We start from the raw sequence: 25008 nt of genomic DNA, 5'->3' as shown, positions 1-25008 counted from the left end.
CTCCATGGCCCGCTTCGAGCCCTGCCACGGTAAGGACGCCTGCCGAGACGACGGCGAGCGCTGCCTCACCTGCGGCCGCCAGCTGACCGAGATCGCCCGCCTGCGCGAGGCCATCGACGCGCTGGCCGGCCTCGCCGTCGACTACCGCTACGACAACACCGAGGAATTCGCCAACTACGTCGCCCGCAAGCTCTTCAAGACCATCAACCACCGGCGGGAGCAGGCCGGATGAGCGCACCGTTGATCGATCCCGACGAGCCCCGCTTTCGCCTCGGCCTGGATGAGATGGACGGGACGCACCTGGAATTCATCGACCTGGTGAACCGGCTCGCCGCGGCCGACGACGCCGGATTCCCGGCGCTGTTCGAGGCGCTGGTGGCGCACACCGAGGCTCACTTCGAGCGCGAAGATCAATGGATGACCGCAAGCGGCTTCCCGGCCCTCCACGAGCACCGCGGCGAGCACCGGCGCGTGCTGGCGGAGCTGCGCAACCTGGGTCAGCGCGCAGCGAACGGCCGGCCGGTCCTCGCCCGTGCCTATATCCGCGAGCAGCTCCCGTCCTGGTTCGCGCTGCACGCGGCCACCATGGACAGCGCGCTGGCGGCGCATTTGAAGGCGAAGCCCACGGGATGAGCGCGCGCCGGTGGCGTGGTCCCGTGAGCGTTGCCGTCGGGCACGCGGCCAGCCCAAACCGCCTCGTGCCGATACACAGCTAAAGGCTGCCGCCGACCGCGAACCGCTCGAAGTCAGCAAGCGTACGCGCCTCGTTGATCTCGTCATGGGGGATCAGTAGGTAGCGCCAGGGTTTGCCTCCGTGCTGCCCTGCGTAGTCGGTGGCATGGCCGCACCACTTGCGGGCGGCATCCGTCTTGGCCTGGACATCGGCGTCCTTGAGCGCCTCTCGCGCTTTCGTCTCTATCTGATAGATCACTTCCGACGCCTCGGCGACGAAGTCCGGCACATACTCGGGCTGCTCGGCGCCGAGCTTGTACCAGATCTGGAACTGGCCCTTCGCCGGGCGAAACCACTTCTCGGCGTCCCGCTCCAGGATCACGGCAAAGCGCCGTTCGCTATCGGAGTCGAACTTCTGGTATGCATAGAGACACTTGCTGAAGCCGTTGAACAACAGCTTCTTGATGCCCGACTTATCCGCCAGCGTTTCTCGGTAATGGCGCACCGGTTGGTTGCCGGTCGCGGTGTAGTTGCAGGGCTTAAGCTGGGTGAAGCCGCGGCTGACCTGGACCTCATAGCCGGCCGCCTTCTCCCAGAAGTGCTCCATCATTTGCACGTGGATCGCCTCCGCGATGAGCCGGCGGTCACGGTCGAGCACGGCGCGGGCCTCGTCCTCCGACAGATACCCCAGGAGATGTCGCACCATCTGGCCCGCTAGATCGTAGAGCAGCTCGGCGTGGGCCTCGTAGTCGATGTCGTCGTAGTCGAGCAGGCCGAAGACCACGTAGTCCTCCAGCCGCCGCTCCGTGATGCCCGCCTCCGAGGCAAGCGTATGCCGGTCGTTGCTTTGCAGGTGATGAATCATCAGCTCGCGGTCCGCGGGCTGTGGGCTGAGCCCACTCAGATCCAGCTTGAACGGGCGGAACCCCACGGTGACCTCGCCCGTCGGTACGACCGCGATGCGCGGGATGTCGATCATACCGCGTGCAACGGTCTCCGTCGTCTTCACGACCACCGCGTCCAGATCCAGCCCTTCATCCGGCAACAGCTCACCCTGCTGCGGTGTGAGCCGCGCGCGCACCTGCTCGGTGATCGTCTGCTGCACATCTGGCTTAGTCAGGGCCGCGCTGTTGGGCACTGCGTCACTGCGGCGCTCCAGCTCGCCGATCACCTCCATCACCGCACGCGCCGCCTGCCTTTCGCGGTCAGTGCTGAACGCCGGTGTCTTCAGCGACTCCGTCTCCATGGCATATTGCTGCCCATCGCCGCCCGTGACCTTCGCCTCGCTCAAACCGAGCGCCGCCTCGGCGTTGGAACCGACCTGCACGCTGATGGTCGGCTCGGACTCCGAAGGCGCGTCCAGCACCACCTGCTTCAGTCGGATCGGTGAGTCGCCCCGGTTGGCCTCGTCGATGATCTCCTGGAAGCGGTCATGGGCGACGATGTTGAGCCGGTCTACCGCCGGCACGCCGGTGCGCCGCCCGAACGGCAGGCGCAGCCCGCGGCCAATCGACTGCTCGATCAGCGTGCGCGCATTGGCCGCCCGCAGCGGCACGATGGTGTACAGATTAGTCACGTCCCAGCCCTCCTTGAGCATGTTGACGTGGATGACGATCTCGGTCGGCTCTTCCGCGCTCTCCACCGCCAGCAGCCGCTCCACCATCTGTTCTTCTTCCTTGCCGGTCTTGCTGCTGTCCACCTGAATCACCTTGTCCTTATAGCGGCCCTCGAAGAAGGCGTCGGACTCGATCAGCGAACGCAGCTGGGCGGCATGGGTGGTGTCGCGGGCGATCGCCAGCACGAAGGGCTTAACCTGCCGCGCACCGACGCGGCGGGCGTGGGTCAACAACTCCAGCTTGGTGGCCTCGTGCAGCCGGATGCCGTCCTCCAGCTTAATCTTCTCGATCTCCTCCGGCGTGTGCCGCTTCGGGTCGAAGTCCCGCTGCGTGACCACCGCCGGCTCCTTGACGAAGCCGTCCTCGATAGCGCGCGCCAGCGGATAGTCCATGATCACGTTCTTGAACGGCACCGGCCCGCGGCTGGACTCCGTGAACGGCGTTGCGGTCAGCTCCAGCCCGAACAGGGGCTTCAGCTCGTTGATGGCGCGCACGCCGGCGCTGGCGCGGTAGCGGTGCGACTCGTCCATCAGTAGCACCAGGTCCGGCAGCTCGGCCAGGTAATTGAAATAGCTGTCGCCCAGATACTCGGACAGGCGCTTGATACGCGGACTCTTGCCGCCGCGCACCTCCGAGTTGATCTTGGAGATGTTGAAGATATTCACCGTCACTGGCGACAGCATGCTCAGGTTGCCGGCGCGCTGCTCGTAGTTGTCGCCGGTGATGATCTCGGGCGGATAGGCGGCAAACTCGGCGATGCCGGTGAACACGTACTTCCGCGTGTTCGGCGTGAAATCGTCGATGAGCTTGTTGTAGATGGTCAGGTTCGGCGCCAGCACGAAGAAGTGCTTGAAGCCGTGCGCCAAATGCAGATAGCCGATGAAGGCGCCCATGAGCCGGGTCTTGCCGACGCCGGTGGCCAGCGCGAAGCACAGCGACGGGAAGCCCCGCTCGAACGCCTCCAGGGTCGGAAACTCCGCCTTCAGCGCCGCGAGCACCGCATCCAGATCCCGCGTGTGCTCCTGCATCGCCGGTGCCGAGTCGAGCGCCTGCGCGAGCCGCCGCAGCGATTCCCGCTGCGGCTGGCGCAGCGACAGGCGGCCGTTGATGGCGTTGAAGATGCGCATGTTCATGCGTCGGCGCCCTTGTGGTTCCCCAACCTCTCCGCGCGCTGTGGCGGTCGCGCGGCGTCGATAGTCAGCCGCAGTGCCATGCTGCCGAGGGTTCCCTGCACCGCCTTCGGCATCGGCGTACCGGCAGAAAGGTCATGTCGACTGATGCTCGGTTGGCTGATACATCCTCGTCGAGGCATCAGTCGTGCCCATCGCACCCGTGGAGTCGCGCTCAGAAACGGATGGATCGATATAGCGTATTTGCCCGTCCCGCCAGACCACCAGCCGCGTTCTTGTCGTCACCGCGCGTTGGCGCGCTTGTTCGCCGGCGCGCTTCATGGCAGCCACGGACGCGGACAGGAGCGGATCCCGTGCTTCGGAAATGTCTTTGATGTTCATTGGCTTTCACCCCAATCGATGACGCTTGGCGGGGTGTCGCTGCTGTCCAGCAACACCCACTCATCGGCCATCGGCCGATAGACTTGCACAAAATTCTGCCAGCCCGACGCGAACCGCCGGCGCACAACCGCGTCCGGCACGGTATGCCCGCCCTGGTGGACACGCTCCGCGACCCGGGCGATGGCCATGTCCGCGTTGGGCAGGCTCAAGAAATAGATCGACAATCGATACCCCGCCGCCTTCAGGGCCTGAAAGCGGCGCAAATACCCGCGGCCGGACAAGGTGCTCTCCAGCGTGAAGCTCTCCCGTCTCGCCGCGTATTCATCCATCGCATCGAGCATCAGGCGCGCCGCCTTGATGGCGGCCCGCTCCGGTGAGAACGGAGACAGCCCGGCGGCAATCAGGTCCGCGTTGATGTAGGCCAGACATTGTGCCTCGTTGGGCAACAGCTCGCGCGCGAAGGTGGTCTTGCCGGCGCCGTTGGGTCCGGCGATGACCAGGACGCGCGGCGCCGTCACGGCTCTTGCTCATCGAACAGCGAGCCTTGCCTGGGCTGATCCGAGGCCGGTTCTTGGTCCTGCTCCGCCATCGGCAGGTTCTGCACGTTCAGGCTGTAGTCGTCCCGGCCCCACTCGCAACGTGCCAGCACCACGCGCGGGATCTTCTTCAGCGTCAGGTTCGGCCAGCGCTCGGCGGCGGCATCGGCGCTGACGCCGCGGAAGGCGCTGCACAGCACCAGCAGCGAGCGGGCCTCGCCGACCTCGTCGGACAGGGCCTGCAACTGCTCGGCGGAGAGGTTCTGTGTCGTCACCCAGATGAAGTCCCGCTCCGTGGAGTGGCCGTGCAGCCACCACAGCGTCTCCGACGGGGCGTAGGTGAAGCCCTCCAGCTTGCACAGGGCCTCGGCCAGCATCGCCGCGTTGTACTCGCGGTTGATGACCCAGTTGCCCCAGCGGTCCTGCTCCAGCAGCGACGGTGCCAGCCGGTAGTAGCGGAAGCCGCCGCCGCCCTTCCAGCCCGCCGCCTCGGTGATGCCGCCGGGGTCTTCGCCGTCAATAACCTTTTGCAGGCGCGGGATGATATGCGTGTGGCAGTGCTCGCCCAGCTCGATCATGATCCAGCGCCGGCCCATCTTGTGCGCGACGGCGCCGGTGGTGCCGGAGCCGGCGAAGGAGTCGAGGACTAGGTCGCCAGGCTGGGTTGCTACCAGAAGCACCCGTTGCAACAGTCGCTCTGGCTTTGGGGTGTCGAACGAGGCATCGCCTGGGAAAAGCGCCCGCATTTCGTTCTTCGAAGTACGGTTGCTCCCCGCGTCCTGCTTCGACCAAATCGTCCTCGGCACCAGCTTTCCAACTTCGGAAAGATACCGCTTGATGCTCGGTCTAGCATTGCCCTTAGGCCCCCACCAAATGCGGCCTTCATTGTCTAGACGCCAAAAGTTCTCTTCCGAGACACGCCAGAACCTGCCTGCCGGTGGCGAAAAGGTTCGACCTGTAGGACCTACAACTTCGTACCGGCCCTTGGAGTAAGGCTTATTCGCATACGGGTCGCCGGGTAACCACGGTCCTTTCGGATCGTTATCGGGATTTTTGTAGATCGCATTCGCTTCTTCAGTTCGAGCAAGTCGAAAGGGTTGCCAATCCGGCATCTTGGAAAAGACTAAGACGTAGTCGTGGTCCGTAGAAAACTGCCGTGCTGAGTTTCTTGGAGAGTCTGCCTTTTCCCAAACTAAGGTCGAGACATAGCAATCTCGACCGAAAATCTCATCGCCCAGAACTTTCAGGTAGTGTGCTTCGTTATCGTCAATCGTAATCCAAAGCGATCCATCCGCCGCCAACAACCGCCGAATAATCTCCAGCCGATCCCGCATCAGCGACAGCCAGATGGAATGCTCCAGCCCGTCGTCGTAATGCGCGAAGGCGCTGCCGGTGTTGTACGGCGGATCGATGAAGCAGCACTTGACCTTGCCGGTGTACTCCTGCTCCAGCGCCTTCAGGGCCAGCAGGTTGTCGCCGAAGATCAGCCGGTTGTCGAAGAGGTCGCCCTCGGTCACCCGCCGCTCGGCGTGGTAGGACTGCGTTGGGTCCTCGAGCAGGATGCGCGGCTCCAGCTTCGGCCGCTTTTCCTTGCCGATCCAAGTCAGCTCCAGCTTCTGCTTTTTGCTCATCGGCGCGCGTCACCCTCTGGCCCCTCTCGCTCCCACGCTCCAGCGTGGGAGCCAGCGCCGACGCTCCAGCGTCGCGTGTCACGCTGCGACCTTAGCGCACGGGCCGCCGGAGCGGCCGGGACCGCGTTCCCACGCCGGAGCGTGGGAACGAGTGCAACGTTCTTGCTCGGTCTTGTTGTCATGTCGCGTTTACTCATCCAGCGCCGCACGCAGGTCCGACAGTGTGATCATCAAGGTCATGGGGTCCAGCGGGGAAGGGTCGAAGCCCAGGTGCTGGTACAGGCCGCGTGCGGCATCGTCGAGCGCATGCACCAAGAGGCCGCGGATGCCGATGGTGTCGGCCGCCGATACGACACGGCGACCGGCATCGCGCAGCAGGGCGCGGCCGAGGCCGCGGCCTTGGTAGCGCCGATCCGCCGCCAGGCGCGCGAGCAGCACGACGGGGACTGGGTCGGGCATGTTGCGCCGAAACCGGCCTGTCGCGGCCTTGGCCGCGACCGCTCCGGCCGCCAGCGCGTAGTAGCCGACGACCCGGACCGGACCTTGGGCCTCAGAGTCACAAGCCACATAGGTACGCGAAGCACCGGCGATCTGGTTGCGCAACGCGCGCGCGGCCAGCCATTGATTCAACGACGGGCGCCCGCAATCGAACGCCGCACAGTCGTGCGCCTCGGTCAGCGCCACCGGGGCGCGCAGCGTCACTCGTGCTCCCAGGGAACTGCCGCCTGCATGGTCTTGCGCAGGCGCTCGTTCGGCGCCGGCGGCCGGTCCAGCCGCGCCTGAAACTCGGCGAACGCGGCCTCGTCCACCCGGAGCAGCGCCCGATCCAACAGCGCCTCCTCCGCCGCTCGGCAGCTCGCCTCCAGGATGAACTCGGTGCGGTTCTTACCCAGCGCCCGCGCCGCCTGGTCGATCAGGTCGCGCACCTCAGGCGGCACTCTCAGGTTCAGGCTCTCGCGCTTGGGTTGGGGTTCGACGGCGTTGTGATTCATGGTGAACTCCTCATAGATCAGCTCCAGAATAGCACGCGCGTAGCTACATTGTCGTTACGGTACGGGCCTGTCAGTTCGCCCAACTCACGACAGACCACCGATCTGGGGCGCTCTCGAAATCACATAGTCGAACAGGCGCTTTGGATAGCCCACTTGGGGATCGACCTGCGGGCGTAGGTGGCTGATCGCCGCGTCGCTCGCAAGGCCAAACTCCTCGACCGCAAGCGCTTCGAGCGCAGGCAGAACAAAGGAACTATTTCTGAAGAACGCCAAAGGACCACAAGTCAAAGACCCGGAAGTTAGGTGCGTCACCAACCGTTGCCGCAGGCTGTCGAACGGTTGGCTTAGCTGCGTCTCAAGTTTGCCCGCGTCGAAAACGCCTATCTTTTTCCGTTCGTCCTTCACCCGCTTCGCCAACATCCAAGCAAGAGCGTACAGGCCGTGCCGGTAGATTTTCCGCTCTCTGTCACCGCTAGACTGTTGCTCTTCTTGCAGCATCCGACATTCCACGTACCTAAAGTAATGAACCGCATTGACAAGTTCATGTGCAGAGAGCGTGCTCGGGAAGAGCCTGCGATACAGGTCCGATGACGAATCTACCAGCGCAGCGGGCTCCTGCTTCGCCCAGACGGCGACTCTCGGATCGGGGGAAAACATCGCAAGCGCCTTGGCGGCCTCGCCCACATGGATGCTGGCTGTCGAAGCCAGAGCCTGCGTCCCGGCCTTGTAGATGTAGCGTATACCGAGGTAGGCGATCTCTTGCCGTAAACGTTCCTGCTCGCCGTCAAGCGAGACAAAATCGGCGATTCGGACTGGATTCTGGTGGTTTCGTGCGCGGGTCACGGATTTCGAGAAGTCGCCCTCTGTGTCGGCCTGTATCAAGGTGACTGCGATCCTGGCATCGCTAAGGTCGGCTGTCGGGTTGTCGCGTATGAACCCGGCTGCTGACGAAATTGTCTGCGCGCCGTTGATCACCGACAGCCCGCGGAGCTTGAACTTGCGGCCTTGACCGCTATTTCGCGCTTTTCCCTTTGGATCGATCAACTCGCAGAGGACGGTAACGCCGTTGTTCAAAAAGAAAAAATCTGCCGGCCAGCTTCTGAGAGATGTGGCGATGGATTTGTTGACTGCCGATTTCCTGCCCAAGAACGTCCGGATGTTCTTGTCGTAGAGCGCGTCGCCATACTGCTGATGGAATCTAGCGAGATCTGTGAGCGCGGCGACGCCAATGTAAGCCTTTCGTCCGCTGCCGATTTGTGCAGAATTGCTGATGTAAAGCTCCACATTGACCGTTTGCCATGCCTTGGCTTGCCGCAGACGATTCGCGAGCGCTGCACTATTCAGAACTTGCAGGGTTGTGTCGACACGTTCATCATTCGCTGCCTCTCGGCCTAGAGTCGCGTTCAATGCTTCGCGCGCTTGAGTGCTGATCTGGCCCCCGACAAAGACCACGAGAGCAGAGACCTTAGCGGCGTCTTCTATCGCTGTTTCGATATCTGTTCTCCGGTTCTGGACATGTAGATTGAGGGAGGAAAGCTCCTGGGCAAGAAGCTTCGAAATGCCCTGTCCAAACTTCAACGCCTCGTCCAGCTTGAAATCCGCTCCCTTTTTCAGCTTGCCTTGCACCAGATAAAGCGTGTCGGTTGCTTGGTGCCAATAGATGGCATCTACACCGCCATCGTCGAAGTCATCGACTACGCTTGCGGCGGCTTGCTGGGCCGTAATCTCGCATACTTGCGCCAGCGCATAGGCGCTCAAGGCGCGCGAAAGATTCTTCTTTTTGATATCGTTGGGAGCCGTGGTCGATGACTGTATCGGCGGCAAGTGGGGCACATACTCCGTCTCTAGCTCACGCTTGAGCAGGTCCAGCTGCGAATCGTCAAGCGGAGTCATCAGTGGGCCCCCGGAATTGATGGTGCCGCATCTTTTCCGACTCAGAGCGCTGATTGTCGCCCCTTTCAGCAAACAGTTTACCGGCGCCCTTCTACACTGGTACTTGAGCGCCGTCCCCGGATCCGTTCTCACTCACCCGGTCAACTCCCATTCGACGATGAACAACCTGTGTGTCTCGGCTTGTTGCCCCAGTTGCATCTCCAGATCGGCGATCAGATCGTTACGCTTGCCTTCAATCTCGTCTTGACGATCAAACAACTCCCGCCGCATCCGCCCCCGGCGCTGCTCCAGCTCGCGCTGCTGCTTCTGCCAGTGCAGCTTCTCGTCCAAGGTCGCGGCGACGGTGGCGGTGCGGTGGACCTCTTTGATCTGCCGGTCCAGCTCCTTGATCTCCTGCTCCAGGCCGACCTTGAGGTCGTCGGCCCACGCGTCGAGCTTTTCGACCTCTTGCTGGAAGTAGCCGAGGTTGCGCTCGTTGATGCGCTGCGCCAGCTGGTTGCGGCGCTGCTCCAGGTCCGATGCCAACGCCGGAGGCGGTTCGGGCGCGACATCGAGGGCGGTCTGGCTGGACACTGGCAGGCGCAGCAGCTTTTCCGGATCGTTGTCGGTGAGAAGTCGGCCGTCTTCGGTGATCGCGGCGGCCATTAGGCGTTGCTCCCGGCCGGCGAGGGAGCTCACGGTCAGCAGTTCGGCGACGAGCGTGCCGCGGCTCCCGCGCCAGGGCTCCAGTGTGCTGATGCGCTTTGGATAGGCGTCGTAGTCGAAGACGAGGTGCGCCGCCGTCAGCACGCGGGACTTGGCCTGCGCCAGCAGATACTCACCGAGGGGGTGAGCGAGCCGGTACAAGTGCGTATCTTCGGAGCGACGCGGGAGTTTGTACCGGCCGAGGGGCACCTGCCCCGCAAGAGTAGGGCTCGGGAGACTGTGCAGCGTGAAGCCGTTGTCGGTATCGAACGTGGCGTGGCCGTTAAGCTCGGCGCGGGTCAGATCCAGGAACAGGTGCTCGAAGCGGTCGCGGGTCTCGATGCTGTCGTCGCGGACGCGCTCCAGCACTTGCTCATCGAAGTGCTCCAGCAGGATGTCGCGGGTGCGGACCATGGCCTCGTTGATCTCGGCGGCCAGGTCGAGCTGAAGCTGCTCGAAGCCGTCGCGGATGGTCGCGGGGTCGCGACAGCGCTGGTAGATCTCGGCGATGCGGCGCTCGAAGTCGACACCGGAGCCGATGGCGCCGAGGACCTCGTCGCTGGCGCCGAAGACGCCGCTGAAGAGCTGGAACTTCTGCTCCAACAACTGGTAGACGCGGCGGTCGGCGTCGTTGCTGCGGTCGATGAAGTTGACCACCACCACGTCGAAGCGCTGCCCGTAGCGGTGGCAGCGGCCGATGCGCTGCTCGACGCGCTGGGGGTTCCAGGGCAGGTCGTAGTTGATGACCAGCGAGCAGAACTGGAGGTTGATGCCCTCGGCGCCGGCCTCGGTGGCAATCATCACGGTGCCGTTGTCGCGGAAATGCTCCACCAGCGCGGCGCGGGTGTCGGCGGTCTTGGAGCCCGTGATGCGGTCGCTGCCGGCATGGCGTTTCAGCCAGTCCCGATAGATGCGCTGGGCATCAGGCCCGTTGTTGCTGCCGTTGAATAGGACGATCCTGTGGCCGTAATCGGTCTCGGCGAGCAGCGACAGCAGATAGTCCTGGGTGCGGCGGGACTCGGTGAAGATCAGCGCCTTGCGTGGTGCGCCGAGGCGCTCCAGTTCCTGAAAGGCACGATCCAGCGCCGTCAGCAAGGCCTCGCCCTTGGCGTTGTCGCGGATGCGCTTGGCCAGCCGTTCGTAGCCGCGCAGCTCGGCGATCTCGTTGGCGATGGCCTCGCGCTCGTTGGCGTTCAGGGGTGCTTCTGCGTCTGGCTGCCCATCCCCGTCATCTTCGGTCGCCTCGTCCAGGGCCTCGAAGTCCTGCCCCATGGCGTCGCTCAGGTCCGCGGGCTCGGGCGTGTCCGCGAGCAGCCGCTCCAGCCGTGCCGCCATGGTGCCCAGCGCGCCGCCGATGGCATGGGTGCTTGAGGCCAACAGCTTCCACAACACCAGTGAGATCAGCTGTCGCTGGCTGTTGGGCAGGGCCTTGAGGTCCGGACGGCGCAGGTAGTCGGCGACCAGTGCGCGCAGGCGCTGCTCGTCGTCGCCCGGCGTGAACTCCTGGACGATGGGGATGCGGTTGGTGTAGCTGATGCTGTGCGCGACCTGCTTGCGCAGGGTGCGCTTGCACAGTGGGGCGATGCGACGGCGCAGGGCCTGCAAGGTCTCGGGCTGGTGGATCCGCGCGAATTGGCGGCGGAAGCTGTCGAGATCCCCGAAGACGCGCTCGTCGATGACGCTGACCAGGCCGAACAGTTCCAGCAGCGAGTTCTGCAGCGGGGTCGCGGTGAGCAGCACTTTCGCCGGCACCGGTTGCAGGCCGTCCTTCAGGGTGTTGGCGATGACGTTGCCGGGCTTGTAGACGTTGCGCAGGCGATGGGCCTCGTCGAAGACGACGATGTCCCAGGGCACCTGGCGCAGGTCGTCGATCCTGGCCTTTGCGAACTGGTAGGAGCAGATGACGGGGCCGGCGCTGTCGAAGGGGTTGGCGACGCCGTCGCGCTTCTGCTGGTTGTAGCCTTTGGATTCCAGGATCTGGCCGTCCAGGGCGAATTTGTCCTTCAATTCCTGATGCCACTGCTTGCGCAGGTTGGCCGGGACGATGATCAGCACACGGCGCTTGCGCTCGGCCCAGAGTTGGGCCAGCACCAGGCCCGCCTCGATGGTCTTCCCGAGGCCCACCTCGTCGGCCAGGATCACGCCGCGCGAGAACGGGTTGCGGCAGGCGAACAGAGCGGCCTCGACCTGATGCGGATTCAGATCGACCTGGGCGTCCACCAGCGTCGATCCCAGGGACTCGACCGTGTCAGCGTTGGCGCGCCGGGTCAGCTCCCACGCGAAAAACTGGGTCTGGTGGCGAGAGAAGGTGCCTGCCGTGGACATGTACGCTTGAGGTGGCGCGGCCGAGGTGTGCGTGTAGATTGTAGCGGCGCCGCAGCCTACAGGCAGTGTACCGGAACGTCAGGCCTTCGATAAACGGCTGCACCGGGCATCCTGCATCCTACGGGTGGGAGCGCTAGGTGACAGCCGGCGCACACTGTTCCCTCGTCGTCGCGCTCGGCGTCGTTGCGGCTGAAGTCGTACACCTAAAGCGGGCTCTCTGTGCCAATGTAGGTGAGGCATGGGCGGGCCGGCAGAGTGCCCTTGCGAGTGGGCGCTGGAGCAGCGCGACGATGAAATGTCTGCGTATCCGTCGGTGGCGGCCGGTGACGAGCAAGCGTCCTTCCGCGCCTACCGCCGCAACACGTCGCGGGGCGAGCCGGTGCGCTTTGCAGCGGATCGGAGGCGGCAGGCATGGCGAAGACGATGCCGCGGAGAGGCAGTCGCGACCGGCGAGAAATCCTAAGCAGCCGGACGCGACCGCTCTACGCCGGATGGACTCTGCGCTGTCGGTAATCACATCGAGCTGCGCTTGGTTCCGCGTGTGGCAAGTCGTCGAGATTGACGGTGACCGGTTGAAATTGGTCGTCCGCGCAGGGCTGAAACTGTGTCGGCCAGGGCGCCGAGAGGCGGCAGAGCAAGCGATACTGGATCGGCGCGTCGGGATCGGGCCGCGCTTGTAGTCGAACAGGTAATGCTCGTTTTCCCTACGCAGCCGCGCAACTGGTGCCCAGCGGCGGGAATCCGGGTCCTGCATGGCGACGTAAAGAGCTTTCATGGTCTTACCGGAGCGCGAGAAGTCGTTGGCGGTCGATGAGCATGAGTCTCAGCGCAAAGTCGCGGGCCGGTGCTGAATGTGAGCCCGCGGCGCAGGCGCTCGCATCTCGTGTGCAAGTTGACGCCTAGATCGCCTCGCGCAGATGCATATCGACATGGATGTCGGCGAACGGACAGTTCAGGCGCCCATCGGCCGCCTGCTCGACGAGCCCAAGCTCCAGCAGCACTGAGACGTCCCCGCCGATGGTCTCGGCCGGCAGCCCGGCACGCAACGCCAGCGCATCAATGGTCAACGCGCCCTCCCGTTGCAGCACCTGAAGCAGCCTCCAACGCTGTCCGATCAGCCGGCCGAAGAACGTCGCCGACGTCTCGAAGTTGAGGGTTTCGCCCATGTACGAGTCAGCAGAAAACGCGGCTGACGCCGCCTCACGCAGGGCGCCGCGCCAGTAGGCATCGACGGTGATCGTCAGTCGTCGTCTTGTCGCTTCTGTTGATCCCATCGCTCCACCTCGCGAAAGAAATCGTCGATGGCGATGGCGCCTCGGCTCAGACGCAACGTGCTCACGGAGCGGCAGGCTCGACGGGGCCATCGCCGATCTCGTCACTCAATCGGTCCAGCAGGCCGGGCTCGTAGTCCACCACGTGCCCGCCTGCGATGTCGCGCTCGGCTTGATCGAGTCGGGCACGACGAAGAGCGTGAACAGGGTCGCTCGCGATAGATGGCTACAAGGGCACATAGACGACTTGGCCTTCCCATTCAGCCACTTCGCTCGCTTCGACGAGGATGGCGAGCTCATCGATGACGACCCCGAGTGCCGCGCCAGCGACAATCTCGATGACCCCGGGCATACTCAACCCGGCATCGACGCGCTCGAAGGCGAAGCGCGTCATGGTTTGAACATCCTGGGTCACAAGCACCCGGCCTTGTTCGGCGGCCACCTGCAGCACGGCAGGGTCATCCGCGCCCGCGAGCCCCAAGGATTGCACGGTTGCAAGGTCCAAGCCGTCGAGCCGCCGACGCAGGCCCCTGACGATGTGGGCGTTGAGATTCTCGTCAGCCAGCAGCCGGAGCATCGCGTCGACCGCGTATGCGCACAGCTAGGCGGCTGCGCCATGCGGCGGGAGGACAGCGCCGCTGGGCCTCCTCCCGCGCCGCGCCGCGCGCGTCGGCCTGGGCGCGGAGGTAGCTGTCGAGCGCGGCGCGATTGGCCAGGTACCAGCCCAAGGCGGCATACACCTGGTGCAGTTCCAGGGACTCGAAGGCCAGCGCGATGTCCTCGGCGCCGGCGCCTTGGTCGAACAGCTCAACGAGCGCGTCGAGCGTGACGCGGGAGCCGGCGACACGCAGTACGCCGTGCGCGTCTTCGCGGACCGGGGGTGGAAAACGCTTCAGTGCCGCTTGCATATCAGCTCCGCCTTATGGGTTGGCGACAGTTCGGTTGCCTTGGAGTTTGCACAGCCGCCGACATCCGAGTGGAGCAGGCCCGGCTCGCAGGTCACCACGCGCCAGACCGCGATGTCTCGCTGAGCTTCATCGAGTCTGGCACACCAGTGTCAGCCTGCCAATTCAGAGGATTCCCGACCCACCACCGCAGCCGGTGCTGTCAGCGTCTCCTCCCGCACCAACCGCCGCGCCACGTCCCCCGGCGAGCCGGTGCGCCTGGCCAGCAGGTCGTAGGCCACGGGCACGACGAAGAGCGTGAACAGGGTGGCGGCGAGCACGCCGGAGAGGATCACGGTGCCGATGACCACCCGGGTCTCGGCGCCGGCGCCGGTGCTGATGAGGAGCGGAATGGAGCCGGCGGCGGTGGTGATGCCGGTCATGACGATGGGGCGCAGGCGCACGTCGGCGGCCTCCAGCAGGGCGTCGCGGAAGGCGTGGCCCTGGTCGCGAAGCTGGTTGGCGAATTCGACGATGAGGATGCCGTTCTTGGCCGACAGGCCCACCAGCATGATCAGCCCGATCTCGCTGTAGATATTGAGCGTCTGCCCGGTCACCCAGAGCCCGAGCAGCGCGCCGGCCATGGCCAGCGGCACCGTCAGCATGATCACGAACGGATGTACCCAGCTCTCGAACTGGGCGGCGAGCACCAGGTAGACCACGGCGACGCCGAGCAGGAAGACGAACAGGATGCCGCCGCCGGAGCTTCTGAAGTCCTGCGATTGGCCCTTGTAGTCGACCACGGCCTGCTCCGGCAGGTGCTCGGCGACCAGATCCTCCAGGTAGGCTAGCGCGTCGCCGAGCGCCAGGTCGTCGGCGAGGTTGGCCTCGATGGTGATGGCGCGGATGCGGTTGTAGCGATTCAGCGCATTGGAGTCCGCCATCTCGGTGACGCGCACCAGGTTCGAGAGCGGGATCAGCTCGCCACTGCGCTCGGAGCGGACGTAGATGTTCTGCAGGCTCGCCGGGGTGCGCTGGGCGTCGCGCTCGCCCTCCAGGATCAGGTCGTATTCCTCGCCGGCGTCGATGTAGGTGGTCACCTTGCGCGAGCCGAGCATGGTCTCCAGCGTCCGGCCGATGGTGCTGACGGTGACCCCTAAGTCCGCGGCGCGGTCGTAGTCGATCTCGACCCGCAGCTGCGGCTTGGTCTCTTTGTAGTCCCAGTCGATGCCGATGAGACCGGGGTTGGAGGCGTCGATCTCGGCGAGCAGGCGGTCGCGCCAGGCGGCGAGCTCCTCATAGGTGCCGCCGCCGATGACGAACTGGAGCGGCTTGGCGATGCGGGCGCCAAAGCCCTGGCGCATGACGGGGAAGGCGCGCACGCCGGGCAGGTCGCCGAGCTTGGCGCGGATCTCGTTCATGATGGCGAAGGTGGAGCGCCGCTCGCCGAAGGGCGCCATGACCATGATGACGATGCCGGTGTTGAAGCTGTCGCCGCCGCCGAAGCCGCGGGGTGTGCGCATCAGGACGCGAATGGCCTCGCCGGACTCGGCATAGGGCAGCAGGCGCCGCTCGATCTCGTCCATGTATTCTTCCATGTAGCCGAAGGCGGCGCCCTTGGGGCCGTTCACCAGCACGAAGAAGGCGCCGCGATCTTCTTGCGGGGCGTACTCCTGCGGGATCTGCTCGAAGAGCCACCAGGCCCCGGCGACGGTGGCCGCGAACAGCAGCCCGACGAGCCACTTTTGGCGCAGGAAGAACCGCAGCAGCACGCCATAGCCCCGCCGTACCCGCTCGAACACCCAGTCCACGCCGGTGCTCAGGCTCGCCCGTCGTGTGGACCTCTGGGTCGACTTGGGGAGAATCTTCGACGCCAGCATCGGCGACAGGGACAGGGCGACGAAGGTGGAGAAGGTCACCGCCGCCGCCATGGTCAGCGCGAACTCCGAGAACAGCCGCCCCACGTCGCCCTGCAGGAAGGCAATGGGCACGAACACGGCCACCAGCACCACGGTGGTCGCGACGACCGCGAAGCCCACCTGCCGGGTGCCGCGGTAGGCGGCCACGAGCCGGGTCTCGCCGTACTGCTCCATGCGCCGGTGGATGTTCTCCAGCACCACGATGGCGTCGTCCACCACCAGGCCGATGGCCAGCACCAGCGCCAGCAGGGTGAGAATGTTCACCGAGAACCCGAGCATCAGCAGCACCGTGAAGGTCGCCACCAGCGACACCGGCACCGTTACCGCCGGCACCAGCATGGCGCGCAAGGACCCTAAGAACAGGAAGATCACCAGCACCACCAGCGCGATGGCGATGCCGAGCGTCTTGTAGACCTCCTTGATGGCGTCCTTGACGAACACCGAGGTGTCGTAGGACTGCTTGATTTCCATGCCCTCGGGCAGGGTCGGGTTGAGGCGCGCCATCTCGGCCTTGGCCGCATCGGCGACGGCGATGGTGTTGGCGGTGGACTGCTTGATGATGCCGAGCCCGATCATGGGCACGCCGTTGCCGCGGAAGACCGTACGGTCTTCTTCGGTGCCGCGCTCCACCCGCGCGACATCGCCCAAGCGCACCAGATAGCCGTCCTCGCCGCGGGCCACCACCAGGCGCGCGAACTGCTCCGGGGTCTGGAAGTTGCGCTCGGTGCGGACGCTGAACTGGCGCTCCAGGGATTCGACGCTGCCCGCCGGCAGCTCGACGTTCTCGGCCCTGAGCGCGCTTTCGATGTCCGCCACGGTGAGCCCGCGTGCGGCCAGCGCATTGCGGTCCAGCCAGACCCGCATCGCATAGGTCTGGTCGCCGCCGACGCGCACCCGCGCGACGCCGTCCAGCACCGAGAAGCGGTCCACCAGGTAGCGTCGGGCATAGTCGGTGAGCTCCGGGACGGTCATGCCCTCGCTCACCAGGTTGAGCCACATGATGACATCGTCGCTGCTGTCCACCTTCTGGATGTCCGGCGGCTCCGCCTCCACCGGCAGCTGGTCCAGGATGCCGGAGACCCGGTCGCGGATGTCGTTGGCGGCGCCGTCGATGTCGCGGCCGATGCCGAATTCGATGGTGATGGTGGAGCGCCCGTCCTCGGACACGGACTCGATGGTCTCGATGCCCTCCACGCCGGCGATGCGGTCCTCAATCAGCTGGGTGATGCGGGTCTCCACCACGTTGGCGGCGGCGCCCGGGTAGACGGTGTCCACGGACACCACCGGCGGGTCGATGTCCGGGTACTCGCGCAGCGGCAGCCGGTCGAAGGCTACCAGCCCGAAGGCCACCAGCAGCAGCGACAGCACCGTCGCCAGCACCGGGCGACGGACCGAGACGTCGGAGAGGATCATTCTGAGGTCTCTGCCGCTGGGCGATCCTCGGCGTCGGCCGCAGGCCTCTGCGCCAGCAGCTCGGCGAGTGGGCGGGTGCCGTCGTCCACGGCCATGACGGTCACCGGCTCGCCGGGCTTGGCCTTGTCGTTGCCGTGGGTGATGACGCGCTCGCCGGCCGCCAGTCCGCCTGTGATCTCGACGAAGCCGGGCCGGCGGGCGCCGATCTGCACCTGGCGGCGCTCGGGTATGGCCGCACCGTCCTCGCCTTCCGCCAGCGCCAGCACGAAGTGATCGTCGCCCCGGTGCAGCAGGGCCTCCTCCGGAACGGTGAGGGACTGCCGCGGATTGCGCAGCAGCTCCACGCGCATCAGGAGCCCCGGGCGCAGCACCCGCTCCGGGTTCGGCAGCAGGGCGCGAACCTGCACCGAGCGGGTCACGGGGTCCACGCGGGTGTCCACGGCGCTGATCTCGCCAACGAACGCCTGCTCCCCCAACGCCGGGGCGCGGGCCTCGATCGCAAGCCCCGGCCGCAGCGATGGCAGAAAGACGCTCGGCACCGTGAAGTCGAGCTTCATGATGCGGTCGTCGTCCAGCGTTGTGATGACGTCACCCGGCTCCACCAGCGCGCCTAAGCTGATGTTGCGCAGGCCGACCACCCCGGCGAAGGGGGCCTTCACCACACGGTCCTTGAGCCGGGACTCCACCGCGACCAACGACGCCCGGGCCGTGTCCAGATCCCGCCGGCGCTCATCCAGCAGGGAGGCCGAGGCCGAGCCGCGCTCGGCCAGGGACTGCACGCGCTGGTATTGGCGCTCCGCCTCGGCCACGCGCGCCCGGACCTCCTCCAGGAGAGCATCCTCTTCGGCGCTGGTCATCTCCACCAAAACGTCGCCCGTCGCCACTCGCTGGCCGTCGTCGAAATGGACGTCCGAGATGGTCTCGGTCACAGTGGCGGTAATCACCACGGACTCGTTGGCGCGCAGGGTGCCGAGCGCTTCGGTGCGATCGGCCCAGGGCTCGGACCGAGCCTCGGCGACGATGACATCCGGGCCCGCGGCGAGTGCGGCTGCGGGCGAGAGGAGGAGCAACGCGAGCAAGATGGGCATGAGGGCAAAGGTGATGGTGACGCGGCGGAGGTTACCGCGAAGCCTTGCCAATTGGGGGCGCGCGGCGCCGGTGAAAGAGGCCCCCGCGGAGATGCACGCCGCAGCAGCGGCGCTGAGGACGTTGGCTGCTGGTGTCCCGGTGCGGACTTCCGCCCCTCGGGTCCGGTAGGAGCTTGCACCGGCGTTGGCTATGGCAGGCGCGCACAAAAAGGCCCCGCGCCAGCGGGGCCCAAGCTTGCTCAACTAAGGAAGCGCCGCCCGCAGCGCTGCCGTGGGCACGGGCGCGGCGGCGCTGTGTCTCAGACCAGGCGGTGCTGGCCCCGCATGTAGTTGTAGACGAGGTTCGAGACCTCCCGCATGGCGTTGCTGCGGTTGGTGATCCAGCGCCCGTAGTAGTTGGTGCGGCTGGCTTTCTCGATGATGCCGATAAAGGTGTACGGCCGCGGGCGCCCGCGACGGTCCTGGCACTCGATGATGCCCATGTTGCCGCAGAGCATCGCCGTGGAGCCCGTCTTGTCGTAGACGCGCACGTCCGATGGCATGTTGCTGACGCCGCGGGTGATGCGGTCGTGGTTAGGCAGAGACATGATGTCCAACACCTCGGCAGAGTAGGGCATTTGCCGATGCCATTGGGCATACAGGAAGCGGCTGTAGTCCCGGGCCGACGCCTTGTTGCGATAGGTGCGGCCGTTCGCTGGGATGTATTCGACAATGCTGGTCTGGCGGAAGACCTGCGGGGCGTGGCGCTTCAGCACGTGCTCCGTAGCCCGCGGCCCCATGTTGCCGTTGTGGCGGCTTACCAGCTGCATGATCTCTGTCGTCGCCGTGTTGCTGCTCTTGCGGATCATGTGCTCCATGGTGTCACGGATGCCGGCGCTGTACTGAAGGCGCCCGCCGCTGTCGCCCAGGGTGTAGAAAAAGGCCTGGGCGACGAAGGGCTTCAGCATGCTCGCGGCTTGCCGAGGCTCCTCTTCGTTGACGGAGACGAGCTTCTTGCGGCCGGTGAAGTCGTAGACGGACCAGGACGTTTTTTCGTCCCAGCGGATCTTGCCTTCGGCGCGCAAGCGCTTGACCAAACCGACCAGCTCCGCCTGAAGCGTTGGCCCCCGGGCAGCGGTGGCGATGCTTGGCAGCCCGCAGACGAGGCCCCCACCGGCCAAAGCGGAGAGCGCGAGGAAGCTGCGGCGGTCTAGGTGCGACGGCGCGGCGCCGTCGGCCAAGGTGTCTTTCGAGTGGACCCAAAGGTCCTGCGGGATTCCTTGCATGCTGGTTACCCCCGTTACCGGCTTGCTCCGACTGCAGGACACCCGTCCACGCCGGCCCGGCGCGGGCAGCGTTTCCCCCGGTGATGGACGGGGCCCCAGTTGCTTGTTGTCACCGCTACAGCATAGGCGGCGGCGGTGCAAAAAACAAGAGCATTGGATCTCAAAAAATCGCAGCAGCTCAGACTACTTTGGGATGTTCTTAAACTGGCTGCTCAAGCATTGCACCGGGCCCGGCGGCGCCGCGCGTACCCGCGCTGTAACGGATACAACGGGACAAGAGGCTCTGCGAAACGGGACAGGAGGTTTTGCCAACGGTGTGACCTTTGGCAGCGTTGGCGACGTCACCTGGTCTGCACACGCGGGCGGAGTCAAGACCGGCGGTCGTGGCCGTGCCGGCACTCGGGCCTGAGGCCAGACAGCGCGGGCTCGGGCAGGCGTCGACGTTGCAGGGCCCTTCAGCTGGCGTTGCGGCGCGTGCGGCGGACCTCGTCGACGGGCTCGGCGACGCCAGCTCTATGGCTGGAGGCTCCCATGCGGCCTTGGCGGTAGCGGCGGCGCGCGCTTGGATAGCTGGGAGTCGCCAGACACGGCTTCATCGCGTCCAGCTCGAACAACATGAAGTGCGGCGTGATGGCATGCAGGCGCCGCAGACGGCTGGCGACGTGCTGCTGTTTGGTCCGAATCTGTATCGGGCAAGCCAGCGGCAGCGAGCTCCGCGGCGAGGAGATCAGGCACCAGCCGAGCTCGTCGTCATAGGCCAACAAACAGGCCACCTGGGCCGCGGTGTTTTCACTGGTGTCTTGTCCCACGGTCGCGAAGACGTTGACCGGCGTCGCGAAGCGTGCGCGCCGCACGATGCCCAGCAAGATCCGGCCTTCGTCTTCCAGGCGCACGATGCGGGCCACCTCGCCAATGGCCGGGCGCATGAAGCCCTCGTCGCCGATCCCGTAGACCGCGAGCGCACCCAGCGCCAGCGGCTTGGTGTAGCGGGTCTCCTGGGTGCTGACCACGGTATGCCGGTCGCTTTGCTGGAGGACCAGCCACTGCGTATCCGCGCCGCTATCGGCGTCGTCGCTCTGGGCCGCCGAGCGCGCTGCGAAGAGCGTGCTGCTGGCGAGATCCGCCCGCTTGGCAGGGTCGCTCGTGAACACGGTGTGCAGGTGTTGACGCGTGCGCTCAAAGCCCGTCTCCAGCCGGAAGTCGCAGCGAAGCAGCTCTTGCTCCCGAGGTTGGTGCGGCGGAACGCCGTGCTCCAGGCTGCGCAGCATGGTACGCAGAATGGGTCGCCGGGCCAGGGGCGGTAGCCCGGCCAGGCAGTCGGCGCTTGCCCCACTCATCCACGCCTGATGCTGGCGGCCGGCGTCTTGGTGCTGGCGCAGCGCCGCGGCGAGGCCGTTACAGTCGATCAGCACCCGATGGACACTGTTCTCGGCGGCGGAGCGCCTTGGTGGGCTGTCCTGATGGGCGTGGGTGAAGCGCACGATGCCACCCATGGCGGCCTTCGGCTGATAGCTGATCACCAGGGCCTTGGGAAGCGAGGCGCAGTAAATGTCCAGAAAGCGTTGGTGGCGCTTGCTCCAAGTGAAGCAATCGAAGAGGCCGAACGCTTGGATTAGGGTGTAGATCCGCAATGCTCGGGTACTGCCGTCGGCATCGAGGAGCAGGCGGTCGTCGCACAGCGCTGGCACCGGCGCTTCCTGGGCGCTCGCGCGGCAGAGCACGCAGAACAGCGTGTTGGCTGCCTGCCACGCAGGCGCCGGCAGCGGTTGGAAGCGCAACGCCCGTAGGCGCTGGTGAAGATGCGTGAGCTCCAGCACACGTACAGCGGCCTCGAGAATGCGCGCTTGCTCCGCCCGACCGTGGCGCTCGTCCTGGCGGTAGTCGGCCTCCACCACCAGCTGGTAGCCGGCGCTGAGGGCATGGATGACTTGTTGGGCCGCATCCAGCAGCTCGCGCTGTGGCTCTGGCTCCGGCACTCCGTACTCATTATTGCGCAGCGCGTCCCGCGCCGCGGCCAGTGTTGGCCAAAGCCTTTGTTGCAGGCGCGCGCTGAGCTTCAGGCGCTTGCCTGCGGATAGGGAGCTGCGATTCAGAGACCGGGCCTGGAACAGGGCCTCTCGCAGTAGCTGCTGCGGCGACTCGAGCTCATCGTCGAGGTTGCGCAGCAGCTTCGCCGGTGACACGACACTGCCGCTGCCCCACTGTGTCGGGGAGGCGATACCGAGCTTCAGCTCCAGCTGATTGGGTTGCGGCGGTTGACTGCGGAAGAACATCCCAAAGCCCGAGGTGCTTGGGCTCACCCGGCGCAAGCCGTTGCGTATCTGAAGAGGCGCTGCGCTGCCTGCTGGTTGCCTGGCACCGGCCGATCCGGGCGCCCGCTTGCAGGGCGTGCTCGGCGGCACCAGCCGCGCCCCGTTGTTGCTGTACGTCGGCCCCGCTGACAGCATCGCGCACTTGCGTACGGCGTGTCTCGGCTTATTGGTCTTTGGTGCTACCGGGCGCGATTGGCGCAGCTCGCGCCCCATGTCCGAAGGTTAGGTGACACGGGTCGGGCGGCGCGTGCTGGCGATCACAGTTTCAGGGGGCTGCTCGCAGTGCCAGTGCGAGCTGCGGGGTCGGGCGCGGCGCAGCGGGATGGGCCGTCGGCGGCGCTCAGTCTGTGTCTTCCGGCGGGGGCACCGCACCCCGAGCGGCCAGGGTTTCGTCCACCTTGGATGCGATTTGCTCTTCGATTTGGCCCTTGAGGGCGGATAGGAGCAAACCGAGGCGGATGGTGAGATCGAGCGCGTCTTCGGTGACGGTGATGTGTCCAGAGATGCCGGAGCGGGCGAAGCTCAGGGTGTCGCCGTCCCAGGCATAGTCGGCGCCGAGCTCGCTCTCCACGCGTTGTGCGATGCGCTCCACCTCCGCCCGAGCATCCTCCAGCGAAAGCGTGTGTTGGCGAACGATATGGATTTTGGACATGCTGTTCGGCCTCCTCGGTGGTGCGCGTCGATCTGGCGCCAGCCGCCTCGCCGGGGCCGACCCCGCAGCGGTGCCGCGTCCCCAATGCCGGCCAGGGCTCTCCCGCGCGTCGGCGCGTGCCGACTCCATGCCAGGGATTATCTGGCGGGGGCAGCGGCACTGGTTCATGGCCGCGGGTGCTTGCGCGCAGCCCGACGGTGTCCGCTCGGCAGACCGCTCAAGGGTATTACAGATCGTCGCGGCTGTGGTGGTGTCGAGGGTTGGGCTCAACTGGCGCCGCGGGAGGCAGGGCGGCGCTCGGCCAGCGCGCGGCGGAAGGCCGCGGAACGGCGGTCACCACCGCGTGGCTGCGGACGGGTGCGGCGATTCAGCTTCCCCTCCACATCGCAGCAGAAAGCGTCGCTGCCGAGCACCCAGGCCTTGTTGGTGGCGTCCCGCACGCGTTGGACGAAAGCTGGCGACAGCGGCGTCGCAAAGGTGTCGGCATAGGCGGCATGCCGCGCGGCCTCATCGTCGCCGAGGGCCTGGTAGGCCGGGTGGGGCGCGACGAGGTCATCGTCCGCGCCGAGTGCATTGGCCACATAGCTGGACCACTCATAGGCGGAGGGCGCGTCCACCAGTCCGGCGCGCACCGGGTTCAGCTCGATGTAACGGGTCACCGCCAGTAAGAGGGCGTCGGGCTCCACCAGCGTGGCGCGGTAGCGCCCGTCCCAGAGGGTGCCGGTGCGCCCATAGCGCTGGTTGGCATGCTGGACGTAGTAGCGGCCAGTGTACTGCATCAGCTTGCCGATACCGTTACCGTGCATCGGCGTCAGGAGCAGGTGGAAGTGGCTCGGCATGAGCACATATCCGTGCACAGCACAGCCGAATTTCTCCGCTGCGTCCCGCAACGTCGACCACAGCACCCAGTAGTCCTCTTCGTCGTGGAGGATGGTCATCCGGTTGTTGCCGCGCTGGATGACGTGCTGCGGATAACCCGGGAGGATGAATCGCGGTAGCCTGGCCATGGCGCGCCTCCTGCGGTTTGCTGCCTACGCTTTCAGTATAGACAAGCAGACGGTTACGTCCCTGTTGGCCGCTGCCGCTGAGCACTCGCCCTGTCCGCTGAAACCCTAGATGCGTTATGATTGACGGTTTTCTCGGTTGAGAGATCAATCATGCAAGACATCAACCCGATCCGTGCGCAGATCGCCGACCTCCAGGGGCGCCTTGAGTCCCTGAGGGGGTATCTTTGACTACGCGGGTAAGCAGGAGCGTCTGACCGAGGTCCTGCGCGAGCTCGAAGAGCCGGAGGTCTGGAGCGACCCGGAGCGGGCCCAGAGCCTCGGGCGCGAGCGCGTCGCGCTTGAGGACATCGTGGTAGCCATGGATGCGCTGAGTGCCGGCCTCGGCGACGCCGCGGACCTGCTGGAAATGGCCGCGGAAGAGGAAGACACGGACACCATTGACTCCGTGGCCGCGGACCTGGCGGGCTTCGAGCAGCGTATCGGCGAGCTGGAGTTCCGCCGTATGTTCTCGGGCGAGATGGACGCGGCCAACGCCTTTGTGGACATCCAGGCCGGCTCCGGCGGCACCGAGGCGCAGGACTGGGCCGAAATGCTGCTGCGCATGTACCTGCGCTGGGCGGAAAACCACGGCTTCAAGACCGAGCTCATGGAAGTCTCGCCGGGGGATGTCGCCGGCATCAAATCCGCCACCGTCGCCGTGCAGGGGGACCACGCCTTCGGCTGGCTGCGCACCGAAACCGGCGTGCACCGGCTGGTGCGCAAGTCGCCCTTCGACTCCGGCAACCGCCGCCATACGTCCTTTGCGGCGGTGTTTGTGTCGCCGGAGATCGACGACTCGGTGGAGGTGGACATCAACCCGGCGGACCTGCGGGTGGATGTCTACCGCGCCTCCGGTGCCGGCGGTCAGCACGTGAACCGGACCGAGTCCGCCGTGCGTATCACGCACAACCCGACGGGCATCGTGGTGCAGTGCCAGAACGACCGCTCCCAGCACAAGAACAAGGACCAGGCCATGAAGCAGCTCAAGGCCAAGCTCTACGAGCTGGAGATGCAAAAGCGCCGCGATACCGCCCAGGCCGTGGAAGACAGTAAGGCGGACATCGGCTGGGGCAGCCAGATCCGCTCGTACGTGCTGGACCAGTCCCGCATCAAGGACCTGCGCACCAATGTCGAGACGGGCAACACCCAGGCCGTGCTCGACGGCGGGCTGGACCCGTTCATCGAGGCAAGTCTGAAGAGCGGAATTTGAAAGACAAGGTGCGAGGTGCGAGGCGCTGGGACCTTTGGTGCTGAGCACCAGGAACCAGCAGCTCGCCCCCAGCCCCCAGCCCCCAGCA

At 65.7% G+C, this 25008-nt stretch carries 20 protein-coding genes; 3 read left to right on the top strand and 17 right to left on the bottom strand.

Features of this window, described 5'->3' with window-relative positions; genetic code table 11:
• Window positions 1–4 precede the first annotated feature (4 nt).
• Together CKO31_RS07890 and CKO31_RS07885 are read left to right on the top strand one after the other, a co-directional pair.
• Window positions 5–232: a hypothetical protein gene (locus tag CKO31_RS07890; protein ID WP_200235692.1), complete on the top strand. Its 228-nt coding sequence runs from the start codon at window positions 5–7 to the stop codon at window positions 230–232.
• The gene (locus CKO31_RS07885) at window positions 229–633 is read left to right on the top strand and encodes a bacteriohemerythrin (protein ID WP_200235690.1); all 405 of its coding nucleotides are present in this window, start codon (window positions 229–231) and stop codon (window positions 631–633) included. Before CKO31_RS07890 ends, CKO31_RS07885 begins: the two co-directional genes overlap by 4 nt.
• A gap of 79 nt (window positions 634–712) precedes the next feature.
• On the opposite strand, the gene CKO31_RS07880 is transcribed toward CKO31_RS07885, so the two are convergent.
• The 17 genes from CKO31_RS07880 to CKO31_RS07800 form a co-directional block, all read right to left on the bottom strand.
• Window positions 713–3421 (bottom strand): DEAD/DEAH box helicase family protein, encoded by a 2709-nt coding sequence (locus CKO31_RS07880; RefSeq protein WP_200235688.1) that lies wholly within the window; start codon window positions 3419–3421, stop codon window positions 713–715.
• A 132-nt stretch (window positions 3422–3553) separates the two neighbouring features.
• A complete protein-coding gene (locus CKO31_RS07875) occupies window positions 3554–3799 on the bottom strand; it encodes a hypothetical protein (RefSeq protein ID WP_200235686.1) in 246 nt (81 codons plus the stop codon).
• Window positions 3796–4317 (bottom strand): ATPase, encoded by a 522-nt coding sequence (locus CKO31_RS07870; RefSeq protein WP_200235684.1) that lies wholly within the window; start codon window positions 4315–4317, stop codon window positions 3796–3798. Before CKO31_RS07870 ends, CKO31_RS07875 begins: the two co-directional genes overlap by 4 nt.
• Entirely contained in the window at window positions 4314–5966 is a 1653-nt protein-coding gene (locus CKO31_RS07865; RefSeq protein WP_200235682.1) for a site-specific DNA-methyltransferase, read from the bottom strand. Before CKO31_RS07865 ends, CKO31_RS07870 begins: the two co-directional genes overlap by 4 nt.
• Before the next feature lie 189 nt (window positions 5967–6155).
• The gene (locus CKO31_RS07860; RefSeq protein ID WP_322789109.1) at window positions 6156–6650 is read right to left on the bottom strand and encodes a GNAT family N-acetyltransferase; all 495 of its coding nucleotides are present in this window, start codon (window positions 6648–6650) and stop codon (window positions 6156–6158) included.
• Window positions 6651–6664: 14 nt separating this feature from the next.
• Entirely contained in the window at window positions 6665–6958 is a 294-nt protein-coding gene (locus CKO31_RS07855; RefSeq protein ID WP_200235678.1) for a type II toxin-antitoxin system TacA family antitoxin, read from the bottom strand.
• An 84-nt stretch (window positions 6959–7042) separates the two neighbouring features.
• Window positions 7043–8851: an AIPR family protein gene (locus CKO31_RS07850; protein ID WP_200235676.1), complete on the bottom strand. Its 1809-nt coding sequence runs from the start codon at window positions 8849–8851 to the stop codon at window positions 7043–7045.
• A 132-nt stretch (window positions 8852–8983) separates the two neighbouring features.
• Complete coding sequence (locus CKO31_RS07845; RefSeq protein ID WP_200235674.1) at window positions 8984–11860, bottom strand: SNF2-related protein; 2877 nt, start codon at window positions 11858–11860, stop codon at window positions 8984–8986.
• Window positions 11861–12759: 899 nt separating this feature from the next.
• Complete coding sequence (locus CKO31_RS07840) at window positions 12760–13134, bottom strand: HVO_A0114 family putative DNA-binding protein (protein ID WP_200235672.1); 375 nt, start codon at window positions 13132–13134, stop codon at window positions 12760–12762.
• Between the two features lie 223 nt (window positions 13135–13357).
• Window positions 13358–13708: a DUF5615 family PIN-like protein gene (locus tag CKO31_RS07835; RefSeq protein ID WP_200235670.1), complete on the bottom strand. Its 351-nt coding sequence runs from the start codon at window positions 13706–13708 to the stop codon at window positions 13358–13360.
• Window positions 13689–14039 (bottom strand): DUF433 domain-containing protein, encoded by a 351-nt coding sequence (locus CKO31_RS07830; RefSeq protein WP_200235668.1) that lies wholly within the window; start codon window positions 14037–14039, stop codon window positions 13689–13691. The genes CKO31_RS07835 and CKO31_RS07830 overlap by 20 nt, the downstream gene beginning before the upstream one ends.
• 149 nt (window positions 14040–14188) lie before the next feature.
• Window positions 14189–17347, bottom strand: coding sequence for an efflux RND transporter permease subunit (locus CKO31_RS07825; RefSeq protein ID WP_200235666.1), 3159 nt, complete (start codon window positions 17345–17347; stop codon window positions 14189–14191).
• The gene (locus tag CKO31_RS07820; protein ID WP_200235664.1) at window positions 17344–18435 is read right to left on the bottom strand and encodes an efflux RND transporter periplasmic adaptor subunit; all 1092 of its coding nucleotides are present in this window, start codon (window positions 18433–18435) and stop codon (window positions 17344–17346) included. Before CKO31_RS07820 ends, CKO31_RS07825 begins: the two co-directional genes overlap by 4 nt.
• Window positions 18436–18734: 299 nt before the next feature.
• On the bottom strand, window positions 18735–19700 hold the full coding sequence (locus CKO31_RS07815; RefSeq protein ID WP_200235662.1) for a serine hydrolase: 966 nt from the start codon (window positions 19698–19700) through the stop codon (window positions 18735–18737).
• 455 nt (window positions 19701–20155) lie between these two features.
• On the bottom strand, window positions 20156–22000 hold the full coding sequence (locus CKO31_RS07810; RefSeq protein ID WP_200235660.1) for a cyclic-di-GMP receptor FimW-related protein: 1845 nt from the start codon (window positions 21998–22000) through the stop codon (window positions 20156–20158).
• Window positions 22001–22352: 352 nt separating this feature from the next.
• On the bottom strand, window positions 22353–22664 hold the full coding sequence (locus CKO31_RS07805) for a polyhydroxyalkanoic acid system family protein (protein WP_200235658.1): 312 nt from the start codon (window positions 22662–22664) through the stop codon (window positions 22353–22355).
• A 266-nt stretch (window positions 22665–22930) separates the two neighbouring features.
• Entirely contained in the window at window positions 22931–23671 is a 741-nt protein-coding gene (locus tag CKO31_RS07800; RefSeq protein ID WP_200235656.1) for a transposase, read from the bottom strand.
• 150 nt (window positions 23672–23821) lie between these two features.
• On the opposite strand from CKO31_RS07800, the gene prfB reads away from it, so the two are divergent.
• A protein-coding gene (gene prfB / locus CKO31_RS07795; protein WP_200235654.1) for a peptide chain release factor 2 occupies window positions 23822–24920 on the top strand; the annotation gives its coding sequence in 2 pieces (ribosomal slippage) (window positions 23822–23896 and window positions 23898–24920; 1098 coding nt in all).
• The last annotated feature ends 88 nt before the right edge of the window (window positions 24921–25008 follow it).

The organism is Thiohalocapsa halophila (assembly GCF_016583825.1).
Taxonomy (GTDB): domain Bacteria; phylum Pseudomonadota; class Gammaproteobacteria; order Chromatiales; family Chromatiaceae; genus Thiohalocapsa; species Thiohalocapsa halophila.
Note: the sequence above shows the minus strand (reverse complement) of the source record. Positions and strands in the feature narration are given on the sequence as shown.

What these genes read in the sequence shown, in the direction of transcription:
- CKO31_RS07890 (WP_200235692.1), top strand. Translation starts at nt 5, where the DNA reads ATGGCCCGCTTCGAGCCCTGCCACGGTAAGGACGCCTGCCGAGACGAC.
- CKO31_RS07885 (WP_200235690.1), top strand. Translation starts at nt 229, where the DNA reads ATGAGCGCACCGTTGATCGATCCCGACGAGCCCCGCTTTCGCCTCGGC.
- CKO31_RS07880 (WP_200235688.1), bottom strand. Translation starts at nt 3,421, where the DNA reads ATGAACATGCGCATCTTCAACGCCATCAACGGCCGCCTGTCGCTGCGC.
- CKO31_RS07875 (WP_200235686.1), bottom strand. Translation starts at nt 3,799, where the DNA reads ATGAACATCAAAGACATTTCCGAAGCACGGGATCCGCTCCTGTCCGCG.
- CKO31_RS07865 (WP_200235682.1), bottom strand. Translation starts at nt 5,966, where the DNA reads ATGAGCAAAAAGCAGAAGCTGGAGCTGACTTGGATCGGCAAGGAAAAG.
- CKO31_RS07855 (WP_200235678.1), bottom strand. Translation starts at nt 6,958, where the DNA reads ATGAATCACAACGCCGTCGAACCCCAACCCAAGCGCGAGAGCCTGAAC.
- CKO31_RS07850 (WP_200235676.1), bottom strand. Translation starts at nt 8,851, where the DNA reads ATGACTCCGCTTGACGATTCGCAGCTGGACCTGCTCAAGCGTGAGCTA.
- CKO31_RS07845 (WP_200235674.1), bottom strand. Translation starts at nt 11,860, where the DNA reads ATGTCCACGGCAGGCACCTTCTCTCGCCACCAGACCCAGTTTTTCGCG.
- CKO31_RS07840 (WP_200235672.1), bottom strand. Translation starts at nt 13,134, where the DNA reads ATGGGATCAACAGAAGCGACAAGACGACGACTGACGATCACCGTCGAT.
- CKO31_RS07835 (WP_200235670.1), bottom strand. Translation starts at nt 13,708, where the DNA reads ATGCTCCGGCTGCTGGCTGACGAGAATCTCAACGCCCACATCGTCAGG.
- CKO31_RS07830 (WP_200235668.1), bottom strand. Translation starts at nt 14,039, where the DNA reads ATGCAAGCGGCACTGAAGCGTTTTCCACCCCCGGTCCGCGAAGACGCG.
- CKO31_RS07825 (WP_200235666.1), bottom strand. Translation starts at nt 17,347, where the DNA reads ATGATCCTCTCCGACGTCTCGGTCCGTCGCCCGGTGCTGGCGACGGTG.
- CKO31_RS07820 (WP_200235664.1), bottom strand. Translation starts at nt 18,435, where the DNA reads ATGCCCATCTTGCTCGCGTTGCTCCTCCTCTCGCCCGCAGCCGCACTC.
- CKO31_RS07815 (WP_200235662.1), bottom strand. Translation starts at nt 19,700, where the DNA reads ATGCAAGGAATCCCGCAGGACCTTTGGGTCCACTCGAAAGACACCTTG.
- CKO31_RS07805 (WP_200235658.1), bottom strand. Translation starts at nt 22,664, where the DNA reads ATGTCCAAAATCCATATCGTTCGCCAACACACGCTTTCGCTGGAGGAT.
- CKO31_RS07800 (WP_200235656.1), bottom strand. Translation starts at nt 23,671, where the DNA reads ATGGCCAGGCTACCGCGATTCATCCTCCCGGGTTATCCGCAGCACGTC.